Genomic DNA, 22842 nt, shown 5'->3' on the forward strand with positions numbered 1-22842 from the left:
TGGCGGCCAAATGCCGCGACCCAAAAAACGTTGCGCATCGAAGTGATCCGTCATGACAGGCGCAACTGGATTCGCACTTTAACGTGATTCGGCATACTTTGCCCACCAGCCGGCACTTGAGGGTCACGCGAGGCCTTAAGAAAACGTTAAGGAATAAAGCACGCTTTCGCGATCCCGTATATATTTCCGGGTTATGAATTCCCGACCAAAAATTCCGTTGAACGTTCCGGCCCCGAGGACATGGGATGCGCGGCTCGCCCGCCGGCTTGTCACGCCGCTCGTCAACACGTGGGTTACGCCGAACCATCTGACCACGCTGCGCCTGCTAATTGGCGTGGCGGGCGCGCTGTGCCTCGCTCGCGGCGGATTTGCCTCAGCCAATGCGGGCGCCTTTCTGATCGTGCTGTCGAACTTCGTCGACCACACGGACGGCGAGCTTGCGCGCATCGGCGGAAAATCGAGCCGGATCGGTCATTTTTACGATCTGGCTTGTGACGCGCTCGTGACTGTCATGTTGTTCGTCGGCATGGGAATCGGTACGACACATGTCGGCGCATTGAAAGTTTCACCGGGATGGCTCGGCGCCGTGGCCGGCGTTGCGGTCGCCCTGATTTTCTTCCTGCGCATGCGCATCGAAGACATGGCGGGCAAGGCGGGCACCAAACAGGCTTCGGTTGGCGGATTCGAAACCGAAGACGTGTTGTATCTGCTGCCCATCGTCACGCTGACGAGCGTCGTCACACCGTTCGTGGTGGTGGCGTCGATTGGTGCGCCGCTCTTTGCTGCCTGGGTCGTGGTCGATTACTGGCGCGTTTCGCGCCGCACCGCCCGCCTGGCGGCCGTCCCTGCCAAGGAACCTGAAACCAGTCAAATGTGGGCCAGTGAATGAGTATGCACGCCGAAGACGACGTGATCGCGCCAATCTCAGTTGAACGCTCGCCGGTTACGCCGGCCACGCCTGCGCCGAATGCCGATCGCGCGGTGGCGGGCCGCACGCGGAGCTTCAACATGCCGCGGCTCTCCAGGGATTTCGCCGAGCAGGGCGCGTTCCTGTATCTGGAAGATTTTCTCGCGCCCGAAGTCACTGACCAGCTCGTGCAGAGTGCGCGCGGTCTGCTCGACGAAGTGAACCGCAACTATCTGCCGGGCCACAAGCAGGGCGGCAGCGTGAGCCGCCATACGATCGACCGCCTCGCGCCGTTCATCGCCGAGCTGTACCGGTCGAAGGAACTGATTGGCTGGCTCGAGCAACTCAGCGGCGACAAGCTGCAAGTGTCGCCCGGAGACGATCCGCATGCGTATGCGCTGTATTACTACACGCGTGCCGGCGACCACATCGGCTGGCACTACGATACCTCGTACTACGACGGCCGCCGCTACACGTTGTTGCTCGGCGTGATCGACGAATCGTCGTGCCGGCTCGACTACGAATTGCACACACGCAATCCGGACGTGCCGGACCAGCCGGGCTCGGTGCAGATTCCGCCGGGCGGCCTGGTGTTCTTCGACGGCGACAAGCTGCGGCATCGCATTACGCCGGCTGGCGCGAACGAAATGCGTGTATCGCTGACTTTCGAATACGTCACCGATCCGAACATGCGGCCGTGGCGCCGTTTCGTCTCCAATATGAAGGACGCGATCGCGTACTTCGGTTTCCGTCAGGTCTTCCGTCAAATGACGAAGCGCGGCAAGGGCCACGCATGACACGCGCGGCTCTGATTCTGCTGTCGATCGGGACGGCGCTTTTTGTCGGCCTGCTCGCGTGGCAGGGTTTCGGCTCCGTTGCCTCGGCGCTGGCCGCGGCTGGCTGGGGGCTTGTGCTGGTCGCGGCGTTTCACGTCGTGCCGCTGGTGCTCGATGCCGGTGCGATCTCGGTGCTGTTCCGGCGCCGGCACGACGGTGTGCATCATGACGTCACGCTGCGCGATGCGGTGTTCGCACGCTGGATCGGCGAATCGGTGAATAGCCTGTTGCCGGCCGGCCAGATCGGCGGCCCCGTGGTGATGGTGCGGCAACTGTCCCAGCGCGGCATGCGCATGCGCGACGCGGCGGCCGCCATTACCGTCAGCACGACGGCGCAAGCGCTCGCGCAAATCGTTTTCGCGCTGCTCGGACTACTGCTGTTCGGCGCTTACGCCGCACATGGCGCGCTTCACGATCTGCGAACCGCCACGTTCATTGCCACCGGCGTGCTGGGTGCGATGATCGCGGGTTTCTATTACGCGCAGCGGCGCGGTCTGTTCGGGCGTCTGCTGGGCGTGGTCTCCAAGGTGTTCGGCAAACGCGACTGGTCGTCGCTGATGACGCGCGCCGAAGCCGTCGACGCGGCCGTGCAGGGCATCTACCGCGAGCGCGGCCGCGTTGCGGCGAGCTTTGCGCTGAGCCTGGTGGGCTGGATCGTCGGCACGGTCGAAGTGTGGCTCGCGCTGAGCTTCCTCGGTCATCCGGTCGACTGGGTCGACGCACTCCTGCTCGAAAGTCTCGGGCAAGCGATTCGTGGCGCAGCCTTTATGATCCCGGGCTCGCTCGGTGTGCAGGAAGGCGGCTATCTGCTGCTTGCGCCGCTCGTGGGCCTGCCGCCGGATGCGGCGCTGGCGTTGTCGCTCGCCAAGCGCGCACGTGAAATCCTGCTGGGTTTGCCGGGACTGCTGGTGTTGCATTTCAGCGAACGAAACTGGCAACGGCGGCGCGCCACCGGGCGCGTACCGGTTGTCGATTAATCTCCGAATTTTTTCAAAGGACTGCGCATGCGTGCCATCATCCTCGCAGCGGGCCTAGGCCTGCGTCTCCAGCAACCGCCGCAGGCACAGTTCCCGAAGTGCCTGTTGCAGTTCGACGGCATGAGCCTGCTCGAACGGCATCTGCAGATGCTTGAAACCGCCGGCGTGACCGAGGTCGTGCTGGCGCTCGGTTTCCAGCCGGAATCGGTGCAGGCGGAACTGGAGCGCATCAACTGGCCGCATCAGGTGGAAACCGTGCTGAACCCGCGTTACGACCTGGGTAGCGTGCTGACGGTGCACACGGTGGCCGAGGCGCTCACGCGCGGCGGCGACGTGCTGCTGATGGATGCCGACGTGCTTTACGACGAGCGCATTCTGAACGCGCTGGTGGCGGGCGAAACGGTCAACCGTTTGTTGATCGACCGTGATTTCGAAGCGGGCGACGAGCCCGTCAAGCTGTGTCTGAAAGACGGCGTGCCGGTCGAGTTGCGCAAGCAACTCGCCGTCAATCTCGAGTACGACACCATCGGCGAATCGGTGGGATTCTTCCGTTTCCGCCAGGAAACCGCGCAACGTTTCACGCAGATCGTCGCGGGTTACGTCGAGAGCGGCCGGGCCAATATGCCGCACGAAGAAGCGGTGCGCGACCTGCTGCTCGAGCGCAGCCAGGTATTCGACACGGCTGACGTGACCGGCTCGCCGTGGATCGAGATCGACTTCCCGAACGACGTCGCTCGCGCCAGCACCGAAATTCTGCCGTCGTTGCAACCGCTGGTCAGCGCGTCACGCTGAGCTCTGCCTCGGCGCTGTTTTTGAAGCGCTTCTGAATGGCATGATGAGCCGGCTATATTCCGGCTCATCATCGCTTCGCGTTTTCTTCTCTTTTTACTCCTGTTTTTCGTAGGCTGTGCTGCGTCGTTGCGCGCTCAACGATTCAGTACCGGATAGCAAGCCGCGTTTTAGCGCGAATGCGAAAGGACGCTGTTTAGCAACATCTGTTGTCGTTGCAGTGCGATAATTGCCGCTTTACATCGGCGGCCTTGCAACCCGCCGTCATGCCAATGCCTCTCGCTTTAGGCACTTTCATTGTTCCGCTGATCGTCGCGTGTGCGATGTTCATGGAAAACGTGGACGGCACGGTCATCGTGACGTCGCTGCCAGTTCTGGCGCGCGATCTCGGCCAGGACCCCATCACCCTCAAGCTTGCCGTGACGGCTTATGTCATTGGCCTCGGCGTCTTCATTCCGATTTGCGGCTGGGTTGCCGACCGCTTCGGCTCGCGCACAGTGTTTCGCACGGCAATTGGCATCTTCATGGCCGGCTCGCTGATGTGCGCGGCGTCCACTTCGCTTGGCACTTTCGTGGTTGCGCGCTTCGTGCAAGGCATCGGTGGCGCGATGATGGTGCCGGTGGGGCGCATCATTATTTTCCGCTCGGTGCCCAAGTCGGACTTCATCCGCGCGGTCAACTATCTGACCGTGCCCGCGCTGCTCGGGCCGGTCGTGGGGCCACCGCTCGGTGGCTTCATTACGACGTATCTGCACTGGCGCCTGATTTTCTTCATCAACATTCCGATCGGTTTGCTGGGGATCTGGCTCGCGAACAAACACATCGCCAACGTGCGCGAAGCGCATCCTGGCCGGCTCGACTGGACCGGTTTCGTATTGTCGGCGAGCGGGGCGTCGCTGTTCATGCTGGGGCTCTCGCTGGTTGGCGGCGGACTGGTGTCCAATACCGCATCGATCGGCATGTGCGTGATTGGCGTGGTGCTGCTGGTGATTTACGTGCTGTACGCGAACCGCGTCGAATTGCCGGTACTCGATTTGCGGCTGTTGCGCATTCCGAGTTTTCATGCGAGCGTGGTGGGCGGCTCGCTGTTTCGCATCGGCCTCGGTGCGGTGCCTTTTCTGTTGCCGCTCGCGTTGCAGGAAGGTCTTGGCATGACAGCGTTCAAGTCGGGATCGATCACCTGCGCGTCAGCGTTCGGCTCGATCTTCATGAAGGCGGCCGCGTCGCGCATTCTCAGCCGCTTCGGTTTCCGCACGGTGCTGATGTTCAACGCCGGTTGCGCGGGCCTCGCCATTGCCGTCTACGGGCTGTTCTTTCCCGGCACGCCGCATTGGCTGATCTGGTGTGTGGTGCTGTTCGGCGGCTTCTTCCCGTCGTTGCAATTCACGTCGTTGAATAGCCTGGCGTACGCGGACATTTCGAGCCGCGACGTTGGCCGCGCGACGAGTGTGGCGAGCGTGATCCAGCAGATTTCCTTGGGGCTCGGGGTGACGATCGCCGGCATTGTGCTGCAAATCTCGCATAACGTGCAGGGTCATTCGACTATCGTGTTCTCCGACTTCTGGCCGGCGTTTCTCGTGGTCGGCCTGTTCTCGTTCCTGTCGATTCCGGTGACCGCGCGCCTGCCGCCAGGTGCCGGCGATGAAATTGCCCGCGGCAGCAGAGGCACCGCGTGAGTGTTCGCGCTTGCGCGGGTTTTTTTTGGTGCGGCGCGGTAGCTGTGTTCGAAGTTAATTCGAACAGTCGCGGCTCACGATAATCCGCGTCGCCAAGCGCGCATTTTTTGTGTGCCGCAGCATGCACCCCATGCGCGCCACGGCTTCGCAAATGCCGGACCCGCATGTTATAAGCGCAAGGCAGCTTTCGTTATCGTCAGATGAAGAAGTCGTCTCGGAGGGGATCCAATGAAGTTGTTTCACAACGCCAAATCGTCCGTTAGCGGACTTGCGCTAGTCGCGCTTGTCTCCGTTTCAAGCGGCCTTCTCGAAGCCACTCCGGCCTTTGCCAAAGCGCCCGAAAAAGCGCAGCCGGCAGTTCTCACCGCTTCAGCCATTGCGGTCGCCGACAAGTACAGCGCCGGCGCCGCGGAACAGATCTTCAAGGAAGGCGGCAATGCCGTCGACGCGGCCGTCGCGATTGCCTTCACGCTTGCCGTGACGTATCCGGAAGCGGGCAATATTGGCGGCGGCGGTTTCATGACACTATATGTCGACGGCAAGCCGTACTTCCTCGACTATCGCGAGCGTGCGCCACTGGCTGCAACGAAGAACATGTACCTCGACGACAAGGGCGAGGTCATCAAAGACATGAGCCTGTTCGGCTACCGCGCGGTCGGCGTGCCAGGCACCGTCGACGGTATGTGGCAGGCGCAACGCCGCTTCGGCAAGCTCAAATGGAAGCAGGTGCTCGCGCCGGCGATTCACTACGCGCGCGACGGCTTCGTGGTCAGCGAGCAATTGCAGCAACGCCGCGACGACGCAGCGAAAGACTTTGCCGGCAAGACCAACTTCGACACCTACTTCGGTAATCTGAAGCAGGGCGTGAACTTCAAGCAACCGGATCTCGCCGCCGTGCTGCAGCGCATTTCGGATCAGGGTGCGAAAGACTTCTACTCGGGCAAGACGGCGGATCTGATCGCGGCTTCCATGCGCGGTCACGGTCTGATTACGAAGGCCGATCTGCAGCAATACAAGGCGGTGTGGCGTCAGCCGATCCAGGCAGACTGGAATGGCTACCACGTGATTACCGCGCCGCCTCCGAGTTCGGGCGGTATCGGTCTCGTGCAGTTGCTGAAGATGAAGGCCGACATCGCACCCGACTTCAAGGACGTCACGCTTAATTCCGCGCAATACGTGCATCTGATTGCCGAAATCGAGAAGCGCGTGTTCGCCGATCGTGCGCAGTATCTCGGCGATCCGGACTTCTACAAGGTGCCGGTCGCACAACTGACCGACGACGCATACCTCGCGAAACGCGCTGCCGAGGTGAACCCGACTACGCCTTCGGATACGAAGAGCGTACAGCCGGGTCTGGGCACGTCGATGCCGGAGAAAGCGGAAACCACGCACTTCTCGGTGATCGACAAGTGGGGTAATGCCGTGTCGAACACGTACACCATCAACGGCTACTTCGGCTCGGGTGTGGTGGCGGATCGCACGGGTATCGTGCTGAACGACGAAATGGACGACTTCTCCGCGAAGCCGGGCGTGCCGAACATGTTCGGCGTGGTGGGCAGCGACGCGAATTCGATTGCACCGAAGAAGCGCCCGCTGTCTTCGATGACCCCGACGATTCTGACGAAGGACGGCAAGGTGTCGCTCGTGATCGGCACGCCGGGCGGCTCGCGCATCTTCACGTCGATCTTCCAGGTGATCAACAACGTCTACGACTTCAACATGCCGTTGCAGGACGCGGTTGCGGCAATGCGTTTCCATCATCAACTGTTGCCGCCGAACACGATCTTCTGGGAGCCGTACAAGCCGATCGACGGCGAACTCGCCAAGCAGATCGAGGCGAAGGGCTACACGCTGAAGGGGCAGGATTTCAGCGGCGACATTCAGGCGATCAAGGTCAACGGCGATACGCCGGAAGCGGCAGCCGATCCGCGCGGCCGTGGTGTGACGCGGGTGATCCAGTGAACGCTTGGTTGAATCGTTGAGAAGCATCCAGGCGGCGCATCTTTGCGGATGCGCCGCAGGCAGAAGAAAGGCCTCGCACCCGATTGAGTGCGAGGCCTTTTTTATCGGTGAGACTCAAGGCGTGTGGGGTATTGTTGAGCCGCTCTGCAGCGGTTCGATCAGCTTGTCTGCTCGACCGGCGTCAAGGTCAATTCGAGCCGTTGCGCGCCCCGCAACACGGTCACGTTGACCGGCTTGTCGATACGCGAGGCGTCGAGCGTGCGTTGCAGGCTATCGACGTCTTGCACCGCAAGCGTATCGATCGCGACGATCGTGTCGTCGGTGCGTAGACCGCCGAGCGCGGCCGGACTGCCTTTGACGATCTCCATGACGTGCACGCCGCTTTTCGAGTCCAGGCCGAAATAGCGCTGCACGCGGCGCGACAGCGGCCTCGTGGTGCCGGCCACGCCGATGTACGCGCGCCGCACGCGGCCATGCGCGAAAATCTGCATGATGACCCACTTGGCCGTATCGATCGCCGTGGCGAAGCAGATTGCCTGCGCGCCGGGAATGATCGCGGTGTTCACGCCGATCACCTGACCGGCTGAATTGATCAGCGGGCCGCCCGAATTGCCGGGGTTGAGCGCGGCATCGGTCTGGATCACGTCGTAGATCATGCGGCCTGAATTCGAGCGCAGCGAGCGGCCGAGCGCCGAGACCACGCCGGTCGTCACGGTTTGCGCGAGCCCGAGCGGATTGCCGACCGCGATTGCGATCTGGCCGGCCCGCAGCTTCGACGATTCGCCGAGTTCGACGTGCGGCAGCGGCTCCGGCGAGCCGATGCGCAGGACGGCCAGATCGCTGCCGGGATCGTCGCCGACCAGATCGGCGTCGAATTTCGCGCCGTCGGCGAGCGTCACTGTGATGTGGGTGGCGCCATGCACGACATGGCTGTTGGTGAGCAGATAGCCGTCGGGCGTGAACAGAAAGCCCGAGCCGGTGCCGCCGCGACTGTCGCGCCCCGCGGGGGCGCCGGGCAGCCGGCGTTCGACAGAAATGAAGGCGACGGCCTGCTGAACTCGTTCCAGCGCGCCGATTACGGTGCGGGAATAGGCGTCGAGCAGGGCGTCGTCGGATAAAACGCTGAGTGGATCGGGCCCGGGGGCGTCGGATGCGGCGCGCGACAGGTCATCGATGAAGCGTGGACGGCTTCCCATGGCGATGCTCCGGATAAACGGGAATCCAGATGCGGGGCGGTGGAAGGGTTTTCAAGTGCCGGCGCGGCGGGGGACGAGGCCGGCTACGGGGTACTTTCCCGTGTCGCGCGACGCCAGCCTCAATGTCCGCCTTAATGCCCGCTACGCCATACAAGCCCGTCCGGCGCTACCATGTCGACAAGGAGGTAGCCGCCATGAACTCGCCTGCCACGTCAGCCGCAGCCTCTGCGTCGTCAAGTGCGCGAATAGACCCGACGGAGCCGGCCGGCCCACGGATCGAGTCGCTGAGCGCCATCACGCTCGCCACCCACAATATGCCGCGCGCGGTGCTGTTTTACGAAGCGCTTGGTTTTCCGATCAAATTCGGCGGTTCGAACGAAGCGTTCACGTCGTTCGCATTTGGCGGTTCGTATCTGAATCTGATCGTGGACACCCGCGCCCCGGTGAACTGGTGGGGCCGTGTGATCCTCTACGTCTCGGATGTCGACGCGCTCTACCGGAAGGCGCTGGCGGCGGGTTTGAAGCCGTCGCTCGAACCGTCCGATGCGCCGTGGGGCGAGCGCTATTTTCACATTACCGATCCCGATGGCCACGAACTCAGCTTTGCGAAGCCGCTGCGTTAGGGCCTGGGCAGCCACACAAAAGTCGCTATCATGGCTCACCACACGGCGCGCAGGCCGCGGGCGAATCCCTCGCAGCAACGCGTGGCCGCCGCGCCGGTAACACGGCTGACACCTCGCGCTTCGATAATCGAACCCGTTCGCGACGCGTATGCGCCGCGCGCCTAATCATTTCCGTTGCCAGGAGAGTCCTAATGAAAGAGCTGGATCCGAGACCCGAGGCCGAAGTCATGGCAGAACGGCAACGCCGTTTCGAGGAAGACCTCATCGACGCGTACGACGAAGAGCTCGAAATGGAGGTCGACGACCGTATCATCGACGGTGCGGACGGCTTCTCGCCCGAACATCGCGAGGCGCGCAAGGTGTACTTCCGCGAGCTGTTTCGCCTGCAGGGCGAGCTCGTCAAACTGCAGGACTGGATCGTGCAGACCGGCCATCGCCTGGTGGTGATTTTCGAAGGGCGTGACGCAGCGGGCAAGGGCGGCGCGATCAAACGCATCACGCAGCGGCTCAATCCGCGCGTGTGCCGCGTGGCGGCCTTGCCTGCGCCGAACAACCGCGAACGCACGCAATGGTATTTCCAGCGTTATGTGTCGCATCTGCCGGCGGGCGGCGAAATGGTGCTGTTCGATCGCAGCTGGTACAACCGCGCGGGCGTTGAACGCGTAATGAATTTCTGCACCGACGACGAGTACGAAGAGTTTTTCCGCTCGGTGCCGGAATTCGAAAAGATGCTGGCGCGCAGCGGCGTGCAGATCCTCAAGTACTGGTTCTCGATCACTGACGAAGAACAGGAAATCCGCTTTCAGAACCGCATCCACGATCCGCTGAAGCAGTGGAAACTCAGTCCGATGGATCTGGAAAGCCGGCGCCGCTGGGAAGCGTATACGCAGGCGAAGGAAGTCATGCTGCAGCGCTCGCACATTCCCGAAGCACCATGGTGGGTCGTGCAGGCGGTCGACAAGAAGCGCGCGCGCCTGAACTGCATTCACCATCTGCTGAGCCAGGTGCCGTACCACGAGATTGAGCATCCGACGGTCGAATTGCCCGCGCGGGTTTATCACGACGAATACAGCCGTCAGCCGGTGCCGCCTTCGATGATCGTGCCCGAGATTTATTGAGCGGGCTGCGGGTTGCGGGTTTCGGCCCGCCCAGTGGGATAAAAAAGCGCGGCAGAAACCGCGCTTTTTTTATCTTCGCAGTAGCCGGGATTGGCCCCGGCTACTGCGGTTCCGGCGATTTCAGCCGTTTCAGAACACCATCCGGAACAGCCAGTACAGACCGGCCGACAGCGCGATGGAAACCGGCAGCGTCAGCACCCAAGCGAGGATCAGGCTGCGCACGGTGCCCCATTGCAAGCCGGAGCCGTTGGCCGCCATGGTGCCCGCCACGCCGGAGGACAACACGTGCGTGGTCGAGACCGGCAAGCCGTACATGTCGGCTGCGCCGATCGTCAGCATCGCGACCACTTCAGCCGATGCGCCCTGGCCGTAAGTCAGATGCTGCTTGCCGATCTTTTCGCCGACCGTGACGACAATGCGCTTCCAGCCGACCATCGTGCCGAGACCGAGGGCGATAGCGACCGCAACCTTGACCCACGTCGGGATGAACTTGGTGGCGTGATCGGTTTGCGCCTTGAAGTTGTCGATCGCTTTGGCATCGCCCGACGAGAAGGCCGGCTGCTTGCTCTTCTCCATCAGGCGAATCGCTTCGGACGCGACATACATATTGTTACGCACGTTATCGACGATAGCTTGCGGCACGGCAGCCATCGATCCCGATGCGCCGACCTGCTGGCCGATCAACGTGGTGAGTTGCTGCAAGGCCGGCACCGTGGCCGGCGTCAACTGACGGTTGCGCACGTACGCTTCGACTTCGGCGCGTGGATCGGCGGACGGCGCCACGCCTTGCGTGTACTTGCCGAGCGTGTCCGCGGCGTGTTGAGCCACGGCGATGAAGGTTTGCGTTTCCGCCGGCGTGACGGCCTTGTTCAGCGCGTACGCCGTCGGCACCGTGCCGATCAGGATCAGCATGATGAGGCCCATGCCTTTCTGCCCGTCGTTCGAACCGTGCGCGAACGAAACACCCGTACAGGTCAGAATCAACAGGCTGCGAATCCAGAACGGCGGCGGCTTTTTCCCCTTCGGCTCCGCATACAGCGCGGGAATCCGCACGACGGCCTTGAGGATCAACAGCAGCAACGCCGAGGCGAGAAAGCCGACCAGCGGCGAAAACAGCAAGGACTTGCCCACGCCGAGCGCCTGATTCCAGTCCACGCCGCTCGTGCCGCTCGCGCCGTGCATCAGTTGATTCATCAGACCTACGCCGATGATCGAGCCGATCAGCGTATGCGAGCTCGACGACGGCAGTCCGAAATACCAGGTGCCCAGATTCCAGATGATCGCGGCGATCAGCAGTGCGAACACCATCGCGAAACCCGCGCTGCTGCCCACTTGCAGAATCAGCTCGACCGGCAGCAGTTGCAGAATGCCGAACGCGACCGCGCCCGTTGAAGTCAGCACACCGAGGAAATTCCACGCACCGGACCAGACCACCGCGAGGTTCGGTGCGAGCGAATGCGTGTAGATCACGGTAGCGACTGCGTTGGCCGTGTCATGGAATCCATTGACGAATTCGAAGCCGAGCGCGATCAGGAGTGCAACACCGAGCAGGAAGTAGGGCAGCACCGAGCCTTCGCGAACCGGTTGTAGATCGGTTGCCAGGTGCATGGCGCAATAAACGGCGCCGATCGCAATCACGACGAGGAAAATGATAAGGCCGATACTGCGCCCCTTTTCACTTGCAGCGCCCGGTTGCGGGTACGAAAGTTCCGGCATGGCGTATGCCCCAAAAGAAAGTTGTCGCGGAACTGCCGATCCTGCGGTGCCTGTGTGACGCAATGATGACAATGGCGTGACAGCTATGCGGGGCGGGTTCGCGAGAAGTGTGTGGAGACTGGCGTTGCGGGGTAAGCCGCAGATTGCACGGCGCGCAGGAATGATAAGTGGTCCGAAAATAACTAGGCGTGAAATGCACCGTGTGCCGTGGAATGGCGGGTCCGGTTCAACTCCCGCGAGGGTCGCATGCAGACTCGTATGGGCTCGCGCGATTCAGGTGGCCGAGGTGGCGCACTACGGATTGCTTCTCATGCAACGTGCATTTTCCGTAGGCCATCGTCGTGCAGTTTAGGTGACGCGCGGGCGGATATCCACTGGGACCTTTTTTTGCTAGGCTGACATAAATGGGCCTTTGAAGGACGTGCGGTGATGCAAGCAAGTCGCAAGGTCGGCAAGCAGGCTGCGGATCGTGAACCGGCCGAAGCAGAGCAATCTGCCGAGGCGGCCTTTGCGTCGTATGCGGCGCCGCTTGTCGATGCGGCGATCGAACATGCCAATGAGGTGCATGAAGACGCGTCGCCCGAAGCGCTGCACAAACTGCGCGTCTCGCTGCGGCGGTTGCGCTCGCTGTGGTGGGCGTTCGAACCCTTGCTGGAAAAAGGTGGGAATACGCGCCAACGCGCGCTGTACAAGTATCTGGCGACGGCAGCCGGCAAGACGCGCGACTGGGACATTCTGATCGCGTTGATTGCCGGCAACGAGCGCATTGCGCCCGAGTTGTCGCCGCAACTCCAGGCGGTGCGCGGCGACGCGTTGGCGACAAGTCGCGAAACGCTTTCGAACGCGGGCGTCAAACGTCTGTTGCAAGACGCGCTGAGCAGCGCCAGTAAGGAACTGAACACGGCTCACGAGCGGGTGCCGCTGCAAACGTTCGTCGAGCAACGGGTGGCTGCTTCCGAACGTTCGCTAAAAAAACGCATAAAACGCGCGTCTCGCGCGAAGCGCTCCAACTACACTGCCTTCCACGACGTCAGAAAGGCCGGGAAAAAAGTGCGCTACCTGCTCGAGTTTTTCGAGCCGGTTTTGAGCGGCAACCACAAACGTGTGCTGAAGCGGTTAAAGCGGATTCAGAAGCGTTTCGGTACGCTCAACGATATTGTCGCGAGCGAAATGCTGTTGCGCGACAACGTGGACTTGCTAGCTGGATCCGGCGACACCGACGCAGCGCTTCGCTGGTTCAGAAAGGAGCGCAAACGCCGGATGCGCGCGGCAGCGGGACTGTTGCGCAAACTGTAATCTGGCGCGGCGAGCGGCCGCGCGCCCAGGCGAAGCGGCCCAAGTAAGCCGATTGGCTATGCGTCGGGACTGATCCGCCGGGTGGACCTTTTGCGAAGGAGGCGATGCGCACGTGGCACATCAAACGCTTTCGCGGCGTCGACGGTTGCGATTCATGTCGCGCGCCGGTGGGACCGATGTGGCGCGCTATGTCGGCAACCATCCGTTTTTTGCGGGCGTGGCCGGCACGCTGGTTGCCGTGGCGATGGCCGGTTTGACGCTGCTGACGCTGAGCAGCGGCCGCGCCGACGCGCTCGACCATGCGCGCGAAACGGCACAAAACCTCGTCTCGATCATTTCCACCGATCTCGAACGAAATGTCGAGATTTACGATTTGTCGCTGGAGGCAATGGTGGACGGGGCACGCGATCCGGGCACGTGGACCCTGCCTCCCGGCTTGCGGCGGGCCGTGCTGTTCGATCGCGCAACCACCGCGGCCTACCTTGGCGGCGCCTATGTACTCGGCCCGGACGGTCGGGTGCTCGCCTCGCAGAACGACGAGATCGACGCCTCAGTGAGCCTGGGCGACCGCGACTACTTTCTGGTGCATCAACGCAATCCGGCCGCAGGGCTCTATCTATCGCACCCGTACCGCTCGCGGCTGCGCGACGGCAAGCTCTCGATCGGTCTCACGCGGCGCATTAATGAAGCCGATGGCAGGTTTGGCGGCGTTGCGCTGCTGGCGATACGCATCGAGTATTTTCAGCATCTGCTGGACCGGATCAACACGGGCGAACTGGGCTCCGTGTTCATCGTGATGGACGACGGCACCTTGCTCGCGCGCAAGCCGTTTTCCTCGCGCGATATCGGCTCGAGCATAGCGAAGTCACCGACCTTTCAGGTGATGGCCGCGCATAACTCGGGCTCGTATATCGCCATCTCGGCGGTGGACGGCGTGCGCCGGATGTTCACCTACGCACGTGTGCCGGGCACGCCGCTGATTGCCGCGGTTGCGCCGTCCGTGGATGAAGTGCTCGCACCGTGGCGGCGTCGCAGCACGATTGCCGGCGTGTTGACGCTCGCTTTCGGCGCGGTGTTCGTGATGGTCTCGTGGCTGCTTGCTTTCGCGTTGCGCGACAAATCCCGTGCGCAGGCGGCGCTGGTGCGACTGGCCGCGACGGACCCGTTGACGGGGCTCAGCAATCGCCGCGTGCTCGACAAGCGTCTCGACGAAGAATGGCGGCGCGCGCGGCGCTCGGGGCAGTCGCTATCGGCCTTGTTCATCGACATCGATCATTTCAAGCATTTCAACGACGTCTACGGCCACGCAAGCGGCGACGAGGCGCTGACCGCCGTGGCCGAATGCATCTCCGCCACGGTGCTGCGTCCGGTCGATCTGGTGGCGCGCTACGGCGGCGAAGAGTTTGCCGTTATCTTGCCGGATACGACAGCCGAAGGCGCGCTCAACGTCGCGGAACAGATTCGCAGCAAGGTGCAGAGTCTGCGAGTCGTGCATCGCGACGGTGAGGTGATCGCTATCACGGTGAGCATCGGTTGCTCGACCTGTGTGCCGGCGGACGGCGCGAACGCGCTCGATCTGCTGGCCGCCGCCGACCGGCAGCTATACGCGGCCAAGGCGGCAGGGCGCAACCGGGTCAGGTCGGCGGTGTCGGCGGGAAGTTCAGTGGCGCAGGACTCGTCGCGATAAAGCGTGACGTGCGACGGCAACGCGTTGTATGAGACAGCGCTCGCGCGCCGGGCTGGATGACCGTTCAGGGGCCTGCCCAGGCGCTTTTGCCGCGCCGGGGGGCGAAGCCGCGTAGCGTCACCGTGCCGCCTGCCTCGGCGTGTGATGCCGGTGCGCGTTTGCCGATGGCCGCTTCACCCGCCGGCACCAGTGGCTCGACGGGAAACCCGCGCCTTTGCCAGGCGTCAAGGCCACCCCTCAGGGCGCGAATCCGCGTGTAGCCGTTCAGGCGCATGCGGTGTGTGATCTGCACCGCGGTTGCGCTGTCCGGACAAATGCAATAAATCACCATGTCATAAGCGAGCAGCGCGCCGTCGACCTGTTCAGGCGAGTAGGGGTCGAGCGCCAGCGCACCGGGAAGAGGGCGCGGCGCTTCGCCTGCCGATGTGGCTGGGCGGGCATCCAGAATCTTGCGCGGCATGATGCGGCGCCATCCACGCGAGGCCACGGTTGCCTGCGAGGCGCTCGCGGAGGCGGCATCCACGAGACGGCGCCGCTCGCGACGCCGCTGCTGCAGACGGTACAGCAGATAGATCAGCGCCGCGGCCAGCAGGACGTCGATCACGGTGCCCCCGCGCGCTCTGACGACGGCGAGCAGCATATGCAACTGCCGTTCCGCCGCGGCGCCGCCAAGTAGCCAGAAGGTGGCCCACGCCAGCGCGCCGACGAGATCCCACACAGCGTAGATGCGGCTGTCCACGGCGGTCGTGCCCATTAGCGGCGGGGTGATGAGTCCCAGTCCGGGGACGAACTTCGAGATCGACACGAGCGGCACGCCGAAGCGTTCGAATAGCGAGCGAGCCGAATCGAGCCTGGAATCGACCGCCGGAGAGATCCGGCTCAAGGCGGCGATCAGCTTGCGTCCGTAGATGCGGCCCGCGGCGAACCATGTGCCGTCGCCGATGAGCGCGCCGAGCACCGCGGCCAGCAGGATCGGCCAGAAAGACAAGGTGCCGGCGGCAATCGCGGAGCCCGCGAAGAGCAGTATGGGAACCGCGGGGATCGGCAGCCCGAGGCGTGTCAACAGAACGTTGAGAAAGACGACTGCGCCGCCCCAGGTTGAAACCGCCGACGACGGAAACGCTACCAATTGCGGAACTCCTGTTGTGTTCGATTGACCACGCCGTTGTGGCGGGTTCTATTTTGATCAGGATACTCGATGGACGTTGCTGGAGCACCGGCTGGTCCTACCAGGCTGCCAGCCAGATCCATGCCTGATTGGAGCCGGTATTCCGTCAAGCTGACGGGGCCGCCGAACTATTGGCGGGTACTTTCTCTGCAATTTCGTTCAAGACGGCACGCGTTGGCCGCCCTTAATCTGCCTGCTCATATACAGGAACAGGACAGCAGCATGAATTCACGCTATGTCGGCTATGTGTTTTGCGCGCTGGCGATGATCGGGGTCGGCAGCACGGTTGTCGTCAGCAAATCGATCGCCAGCGGATTGCCGCCGTTCAGCGCGACCGCGTTGCGGTTTGCCATCGCGTTTCCCCTGTTTGTGCTGGCGATGCGCTGGCGGGGCGTGCGCTGGCCCCGTCTCGACCGGCACGATACGGTGCTCGTGATTGCCCAGGCGGGGGCGGGCAGCGTCGGTTATACAGTGTTGCTCATCAGCGGGATGAAGCTCGCCTCGGCTGCCGATGCCGGTGTGATTGCGGGCACCTTGCCTGCCGTGTCCGGCATGGTCGCCATGCTCGCGCTGGGCGAGCGCCCGGCGCCCGCGTTGATCGGCGCGATTGTTCTTGCCACCTTGGGCGTGCTGGTGTGTACCGTGCATCTCGACGATTTCGCCGCGCCGCATGCAGCCCGTTCGCTGGTCGGCAATGCGCTGGTGTTTGCGGCGATCGTTTGCGAGGCGCTCTTCATTCTGCTCAATCGCAAGTTGCACACGCCGGTCGCGCCGCTGCCGCTATCGGCGTTGATGTGCGGCATTGGTTTCGCGGTGGCGATCGTGCCGGCGTTCTTCGAGAAGCCCTGGAGCGTGCCGTTCAATCTGGACGCCCTGGCCGGCGTGCTGTATTACGCGCTGGTGCCGACCGTGGCCGGTTTCGTTCTCTGGTATGCGGGTGCAGCGCGCATTAGCGGTGCCGAAGCCGGACTGATGACCGCGCTCGTGCCGGTGAGCGCGGTGGCGTTGGCCGCTGCCGTGCTGCGGGAACCGGTCAGCGCGGCGCAGCTTGCGGGTGTCGCGTGCGTGCTTGGCGCCGTGCTGCTGGCCACCTTTGGCCAGATGCGCACGGCGCGCCGTACGGCTCGCGGCACGGCCTGAGGTGGCTCAGGTGTTGGAGATCGCCACCACCCCTGGATTGCCCACGATCGACAGAAACTCGCGACGCGTCGACGGATCGGTGCGGAAGGTGCCCAGCATGCGCGAGGTGACCATCGTGACACCTGCTTTGTGCACCCCTCGCGTGGACATGCATTGATGCGCGGCTTCGAGAATCACGCCGACGCCCGCCGGTTGCAGCACTTCGTTCAACGTATCGGCGATCTGCACGGTCATCTTTTCCTGGATCTGCAGACGCTTGGCGAAGGCATCGACGAGGCGTGCCAGCTTCGAGATGCCGACCACCCGATGCTCGGGCAGATACGCAACGTGTGCGCGCCCGATGATCGGCACCATGTGGTGTTCGCAATAGCTTTCGAAGCGGATATCTTTCAGCACGATCATTTCGTCGTAGCCGTCCACTTCGGAGAAGGTGCGGGCGAGGATTTCGCGCGGATCGAGCTGATAACCTGCGTAGAACTCCTCATAGGAGCGCACCACGCGTGCCGGCGTATCGAGCAGGCCTTCGCGCTCGGGATTGTCGCCGGCCCAACGCAGCAGCACGCGTACTGCTGCTTCAGCTTCTTCGCGGCTGGGGCGGTCCACTGCGGCCGCGGGTTTGGTTTTCTTTGCTTTGCTGCTGGCCATCCGTCGCTCCTCCGGGGGCGCGCGTCGACGCTAGACGGGGCGCGCGGGTTCAATGAGTAGCGGCCATTGTTCCATGTTTTGCGTCGCATCGTGTCGATGCCCCTTTCGCTGACGGGGCGTGAGCTTACTTTGGCCACTCGTCCATATCGTCGTTGAAGAGTTCGGCGACGATGCTGCGCAGCCAGCTCGCGCGCGGGTCGTTATGAAACTTGCGATGCCAGTGTTGCCGCAGATCGAAGCGCGGCAACGGCAGTGGCGGCTCGACCAGCGTGATCGACGCATGCTCCGACACGTACGCGAAGCCGATGGCGTGCGGCACGGTGGCGAGCAGATCGGTGCGCGCGAGGATGAACGGCAGACTCATGAAGTGTGGCGTTTCGAGTACCGCGCGGCGCTTGATGCGTTTCTTTTCCAGGTAGTGTTCGAGGACTTCCTGGCTGCGTCCTTCGGCGCGCACCACGGCGTGGCCCGACGCCACGTACTGAGGCAGCGTGAGCGGCGCCTTCGAAAGCGGGTGCCCTGTGCGCATCAGGCAGATGAACCGGTGGGTGAAAAGCCGTTGCTGGAAGAAGTTGTTGCCTGACAGGTCGGGGAAATAGCCTACGGCGAGGTCGACGTCACCCGATTCGAGCCCGCGTTCCACGTGCGAGGGCGGCAGCGACACGGAGCGCAGATTTGCCTGCGGCGCGCGTTCGGCGAAGAGTTGCAGCAGCCGCGGCAGGAAGACGATTTCGCCGACGTCGGAGAGCGCGATGGAGAACGTATGGGTGCTGGTGGCCGGATCGAAGTCTTGTACGTCGAGCATGCCTTTTTCGATCCGCAGCAGCGCGTCGCGAGCGGCGGGGAGGATGGCGAGCGCGCGCGGCGTGGGCTCCATGCCTTTCGATGTTCGCACGAAGAGCGGGTCGTCGAAGTATTCCCGCAGGCGGCCTAGCGCGGTGCTTACGCGGGGTTGGCTGACGCCGAGTTGGTCCGCTGCGCGGCTCACGTTGCGGGTGTCTTCCATTGCTACGAGGTAGGGGATCAGGTTTAGATCCAGGTTTGTGTCGGGCATCGGGTTTGGGTTTTTTGCCTGCGGCGGGTTTTGGGGGGGTATTTCTTATCTGGATAAAGGGTAGCTCAATAATTTGGATTCTGGATAGCGGTTGGGGCCTGCTCGGCGGTTTTGTTGTTGATCTGGATTTTGGGCGTTGCCTTGCTGTGATCGGGGTCTGTTCTGGTGTTGGTCTTTTGGCCTTTCCTTGAATTGTTAGTGGTCTATTAGCGTTGCCCCTGTGCGGGGCGGCACTTACTTTCTTTGCCGCCGCCCCTCCATGTCAGGCTAGTTGTCGCCTCACTCGAACGATTGATGTAAAGATGGAGGGCGGACAGCGAATGGAATATGAGACGCTATTCAGCAGAGACGCGGGAATGGGTAGTCAAACAGATGATGCCGCCGTTCAATCGTGCGGTCATCGAGCTGGCAGGGGCGACGGGCATCACGACGGTGACACTGCGTGCCTGGCGGCAGAGCGCGAGACAGGCTGGGGGATTCATGCCGGGCAATGGCAAGACAAGCGATCAATGGTCGAGCGCCGACAAGTTCAGGGTGGTGCTGGAGACGGCATCGCTGAACGAGGTGGAGACCTCAGAATACTGCCGTAGCAAGGGCATTTATCCGGAGCAGATCCGGCAGTGGCGTCAGGCGTGCGAGCAGGCCAACGTGCCGGAGGCGAAACTCACGGCTGCCCAGCGCAAGGAAGTGAAGGCTCACCAGAAGCGCATCCGTGAACTGGAGCGCCAGCTCAAGCGCAGCGATGCGGCCCGTGCGGAGGCGGCGGCGTTGCTGAACCTGCGAAAAAAAGCCGACGCGATCTGGGGCAAGGAAGAGGAAGACTGATCAGCAGCCCGGATCGCGATGAAGCCATGCAGTTGATCGATGAAGCCGTACGGCAAGGGGCATGCCGCTCGCGAGCATGCGAGCAGTTGGGGCTCAGCATACGCAGTGTCCAGCGCTGGCGCCTGTTGCCGCATGACGGGCGCACTCAGGTGAAGCGTGCAGCGCCGCCCAACAGGCTGAGTGAAGCCGAGCGGCAGGCCGTACTCGATGCGGCCAACCGCCCGGGCTACGCGAGCCTGACGCCGCACCAGATCGTGCCGAAACTGGCCGATGAGGGGGTTTATCTGGCTTCCGAATCGACGTTCTACCGGGTGCTGAAAGCGGCAGGACAGGGCCAGCGCCGGGGCCGCGCGCGTGCCCCGCAACGACGCACGCTCACGACGCATTGTGCCGATGGTCCGAATCAGGTGTGGTGCTGGGATATCACCTGGATGCCGACCACGGTAAGGGGCCGGTACTTCTACTGGTACATGATGAAGGACATCTACAGCCGCAAGCTGGTGATGAACGAGGTCTGGGAGCAGGAGTCGGCCGAGCACGCGAGCGTGCTGCTGGCCAAGGGGTGTCTGCGTGAAGGCGTCGCCGGGCGTCCGCTGGTGCTGCACTCTGATAACGGCAGTGCAATGAAAGGCGCCACCATGCGCGCGGCGATGATCGATCTGGGTGTGCAGCCTTCGTTCAGCCGGCCGCGTGTGAGCAACGACAACGCTTTTGCCGAATCGCTGTTCCGAACGGCGAAGTACTGTCCGTTGTGGCCAGAGCAGCCGTTCGACACGCTGGAGGCGGCTCGGCAATGGGTGCAGCGCTTCGTGCAGTGGTACAACGAAGAGCACTGTCACAGCGGTCTGAAGTATGTCAGCCCGGGCCAACGTCACCGGGGCGAAGCCAGTGACCTGCTGGCCCGACGGCGAGCGCTGTACCGGAGCGCACGCATGCGAAACCCGGCGCGCTGGTCAGGAGCTATCCGGAACTGGCATCTGGCAGACGCGGTCTATCTGAATCCGGAACGAACCTCGGCCTCGGCCCAAATGTACAGGCAGGCAGCGTAACGGTTCACGCGACAACTACCTTGACACACACCGCCGCAAAGAAAGATAAGCAAAGAAAGCGGCTCACCCCGCCAGCTCATAAGCGGGTCCCCCGCACAGTCGCGGTAGTGGTGCATCTGGAATCCGTGCCGCCGCACACTCCGCGCTGTTGACAAAGGATTCATCAGCTCCCACTCCGCACTGCGTGCGTCGCGGACGGGTCTGCCGGGGAAACCAGCGGGTTTGCTTTGCGCAGCGGAGCCACGGCTTCGCCGTGGCGAGGCGCCGAATGCGCAAATATCGTGGGTTTCGAAAGCGCCGCCACATCGAGTTCGGCTGGACCACAAAACGCAACCGACTGTTTTGTGAACTGGGTATCGGCGCGCGCAGCGCCGCCGGAGGTATGACGGCCTTGTCACTAACGCCGAATGTGCGAGAACACAGATTCCAGATGCACCACTACCGCGGCTGTGCGGGGGACCCGCTTAAGAATTAGCGGTTTGAGCCGCTTTCTCTTGCCTACTTGTATATTCCCTTCTGTGACGCCGACCCGATCAGTTGTCGTCACAGGGACAGTCAGTTCGTCTGCCTACCGGGTTTCGAGCCCGCAGAGAAGCTTGAGCGACTATCCTTTTTCATCCTTCTAACCCGAACAGTTGACTGAGCCTTGAGCTCGTATTTTCCTGCAAGTATGGGTACCGTGATGAATCAATCTTCTTCCGTTTATATCGGCATCGACGTCAGCGGCAGCGCGCTCGATATTGCCATTCACGACACCACCGAACATTTCCGTGTCGACAATGAGCCGGTCGCTATCGAACAGCTGGTGCAACGTCTGATCGCGTTGAGCCCCACACTGATCGTCATGGAGGCCACCGGCAAGCTTGAACTCGCTGTGCTCAGGGCCCTCTGCGAGGCCGGCTTGCCCGCCGTCGCGGTCAATCCCCGGCAGGTACGCGACTTCGCCCGCGCAACCGGCTCGCGTGCCAAAACCGATCGCATCGACGCCTTCGCCATCGCCCATTTCGCCGCGGTCCTCAAGCCCGTCGTGCGCCCGCTCACCGATGTGCAGACCGAGCAGTTGCAGGCCCTGCTGCTGCGCCGTGCCCAGCTCATCGATATGCTCGTGGCAGAGAAAGCACGGCTTGAGCGCGCCCATGCCGCTGCACGGGACAGTCTGAACGAGCACATCAAATGGCTCAAGCAGCAGATCAAGCTCGCTGACAACGACATCGATTCATTCCTGCGCTCCTCGCCCGCGTGGCGCCAGAAGGAAGACCTGCTGCGCTCCGTGCCAGGCATCGGTCCCGGCGCCGCCGCGACGCTGATCGCTTTTATGCCCCAACTTGGCTCGCTGAACCGCCGGGAGATCGCTGCGCTCACCGGCGTCGCTCCCTTCAATAGCGACAGCGGCAGGCACATCGGCAAACGCCGCATTCAGGGTGGGCGCGCCGTCGTGCGGCGAGCGCTCTATATGGCCTGCGTGCCGGCGCTGCGTTTTAACCCGACCATCCGGGCTTTCTATGACCGGCTACGCAAGGCCGGCAAACCGTTCAAGGTTGCTATCACGGCCTGCATCCGCAAGCTCGTCGTCACGCTCAATGCGATGGTCCGTAACGCCACGCCCTGGAGTTCGCCGACTAACTGAGCTTCGTCACGCGTTGCCCTGATGGCGGGCAGTCCGGGCGCGATCATCAATCGTGCTGCATGCGCTCGCCTGTGCATCGCTGACTACCGTGCCGGGCATCAGTCATCCGCCAGCTAGCCGTCGCTTGACTTCCAATACGGTTGCTTCTCTTTGCGGCCGGCAAAGAGAAGTAGGTGCCGCCCCGCACAGGGGCAACGCTAATAGACCACTAACACAGCAAGGAAAGGCCAAAAGCCCAGATCAACAACGCCAAACAGACCACGAATCCAGCAAGGCAACGCCCAAAATCCAAGGCACCGCCCCAAATCCAGATCAACAACAAAACCGCCGAGCAGGCCCACCTCCTATGATTAAGGGCAATCCCCAGCCTTGACAACTCGCCCAAATGGCAACCATAATCGCCTCAACGTTCGCTAATCGAATCAACGTTCGTATATAGAACAAATCGACAACGAACAAACCAAAGGCGCCAGCCCGCATCCTGATCCGGCGAGCAGCCGCCAGCACAGGCCCGGAGACCGTCCTGCACAAGCCCTTGCCTGCAAAGGCAA

At 62.6% G+C, this 22842-nt stretch carries 18 protein-coding genes; 13 read left to right on the forward strand and 5 right to left on the reverse strand.

Annotated elements, in window-relative coordinates; all coding sequences use genetic code 11:
- Positions 1-193 precede the first annotated feature (193 nt).
- From GH665_RS25625 to ggt, 6 genes are all read left to right on the forward strand, one after another.
- Positions 194-889 (forward strand): CDP-alcohol phosphatidyltransferase family protein, encoded by a 696-nt coding sequence (locus GH665_RS25625; RefSeq protein ID WP_153140076.1) that lies wholly within the window; start codon positions 194-196, stop codon positions 887-889.
- On the forward strand, positions 886-1704 hold the full coding sequence (locus tag GH665_RS25630; protein ID WP_153140077.1) for a HalD/BesD family halogenase: 819 nt from the start codon (positions 886-888) through the stop codon (positions 1702-1704). Before GH665_RS25625 ends, GH665_RS25630 begins: the two co-directional genes overlap by 4 nt.
- Positions 1701-2720 (forward strand): flippase-like domain-containing protein, encoded by a 1020-nt coding sequence (locus tag GH665_RS25635; protein ID WP_153140078.1) that lies wholly within the window; start codon positions 1701-1703, stop codon positions 2718-2720. The genes GH665_RS25630 and GH665_RS25635 overlap by 4 nt, the downstream gene beginning before the upstream one ends.
- Before the next feature lie 27 nt (positions 2721-2747).
- Positions 2748-3512, forward strand: a complete 765-nt coding sequence (locus tag GH665_RS25640; RefSeq protein WP_153140079.1) for a phosphocholine cytidylyltransferase family protein — start codon at positions 2748-2750, stop codon at positions 3510-3512.
- A gap of 269 nt (positions 3513-3781) precedes the next feature.
- Positions 3782-5185: an MFS transporter gene (locus GH665_RS25645; protein WP_153140080.1), complete on the forward strand. Its 1404-nt coding sequence runs from the start codon at positions 3782-3784 to the stop codon at positions 5183-5185.
- Positions 5186-5413: 228 nt separating this feature from the next.
- Positions 5414-7147 (forward strand): gamma-glutamyltransferase, encoded by a 1734-nt coding sequence (gene ggt / locus GH665_RS25650; protein ID WP_153140081.1) that lies wholly within the window; start codon positions 5414-5416, stop codon positions 7145-7147.
- 158 nt (positions 7148-7305) lie between these two features.
- Here the strand turns inward: ggt and GH665_RS25655 are convergent, their stop codons facing one another.
- Positions 7306-8343 (reverse strand): S1C family serine protease, encoded by a 1038-nt coding sequence (locus tag GH665_RS25655; RefSeq protein ID WP_153140082.1) that lies wholly within the window; start codon positions 8341-8343, stop codon positions 7306-7308.
- Between the two features lie 194 nt (positions 8344-8537).
- Between GH665_RS25655 and GH665_RS25660 the strand changes: the two genes are divergently transcribed.
- Together GH665_RS25660 and ppk2 are read left to right on the forward strand one after the other, a co-directional pair.
- Positions 8538-8966, forward strand: a complete 429-nt coding sequence (locus GH665_RS25660; protein WP_153140083.1) for a VOC family protein — start codon at positions 8538-8540, stop codon at positions 8964-8966.
- A 191-nt stretch (positions 8967-9157) separates the two neighbouring features.
- Positions 9158-10084, forward strand: a complete 927-nt coding sequence (gene ppk2, locus GH665_RS25665) for a polyphosphate kinase 2 (RefSeq protein WP_153140084.1) — start codon at positions 9158-9160, stop codon at positions 10082-10084.
- Between the two features lie 129 nt (positions 10085-10213).
- On the opposite strand, the gene GH665_RS25670 is transcribed toward ppk2, so the two are convergent.
- Positions 10214-11800 carry an inorganic phosphate transporter gene (locus GH665_RS25670; protein WP_153140085.1) on the reverse strand — a complete coding sequence of 529 codons (1587 nt, stop codon included), beginning with the start codon at positions 11798-11800 and terminating at the stop codon, positions 10214-10216.
- A gap of 429 nt (positions 11801-12229) precedes the next feature.
- On the opposite strand from GH665_RS25670, the gene GH665_RS25675 reads away from it, so the two are divergent.
- Both GH665_RS25675 and GH665_RS25680 read left to right on the forward strand, forming a co-directional pair.
- The gene (locus GH665_RS25675) at positions 12230-13096 is read left to right on the forward strand and encodes a CHAD domain-containing protein (protein WP_153140086.1); all 867 of its coding nucleotides are present in this window, start codon (positions 12230-12232) and stop codon (positions 13094-13096) included.
- 154 nt (positions 13097-13250) lie between these two features.
- The gene (locus GH665_RS25680) at positions 13251-14783 is read left to right on the forward strand and encodes a diguanylate cyclase (protein WP_167531005.1); all 1533 of its coding nucleotides are present in this window, start codon (positions 13251-13253) and stop codon (positions 14781-14783) included.
- A gap of 64 nt (positions 14784-14847) precedes the next feature.
- On the opposite strand, the gene GH665_RS25685 is transcribed toward GH665_RS25680, so the two are convergent.
- Positions 14848-15912: a VTT domain-containing protein gene (locus GH665_RS25685; RefSeq protein WP_153140088.1), complete on the reverse strand. Its 1065-nt coding sequence runs from the start codon at positions 15910-15912 to the stop codon at positions 14848-14850.
- 261 nt (positions 15913-16173) lie between these two features.
- On the opposite strand from GH665_RS25685, the gene GH665_RS25690 reads away from it, so the two are divergent.
- Complete coding sequence (locus GH665_RS25690; protein WP_153140089.1) at positions 16174-17091, forward strand: DMT family transporter; 918 nt, start codon at positions 16174-16176, stop codon at positions 17089-17091.
- Positions 17092-17097: 6 nt separating this feature from the next.
- Here GH665_RS25690 and folE read toward each other — a convergent pair whose 3' ends face one another.
- The gene (gene folE / locus GH665_RS25695; protein ID WP_153140090.1) at positions 17098-17736 is read right to left on the reverse strand and encodes a GTP cyclohydrolase I FolE; all 639 of its coding nucleotides are present in this window, start codon (positions 17734-17736) and stop codon (positions 17098-17100) included.
- A 124-nt stretch (positions 17737-17860) separates the two neighbouring features.
- A complete protein-coding gene (locus GH665_RS25700; RefSeq protein ID WP_153140091.1) occupies positions 17861-18790 on the reverse strand; it encodes a LysR family transcriptional regulator in 930 nt (309 codons plus the stop codon).
- A 327-nt stretch (positions 18791-19117) separates the two neighbouring features.
- Here GH665_RS25700 and GH665_RS25705 point away from each other — a divergent pair.
- A protein-coding gene (locus GH665_RS25705; RefSeq protein WP_408279059.1) for an IS3 family transposase occupies positions 19118-20664 on the forward strand; the annotation gives its coding sequence in 2 pieces (ribosomal slippage) (positions 19118-19583 and positions 19583-20664; 1548 coding nt in all).
- Between the two features lie 682 nt (positions 20665-21346).
- The gene (locus GH665_RS25710; RefSeq protein ID WP_174771707.1) at positions 21347-22291 is read left to right on the forward strand and encodes an IS110 family RNA-guided transposase; all 945 of its coding nucleotides are present in this window, start codon (positions 21347-21349) and stop codon (positions 22289-22291) included.
- Positions 22292-22842: the final 551 nt, after the last annotated feature.

It is taken from the genome of Paraburkholderia agricolaris (assembly GCF_009455635.1).
Taxonomy (GTDB): Bacteria; Pseudomonadota; Gammaproteobacteria; order Burkholderiales; family Burkholderiaceae; genus Paraburkholderia; species Paraburkholderia agricolaris.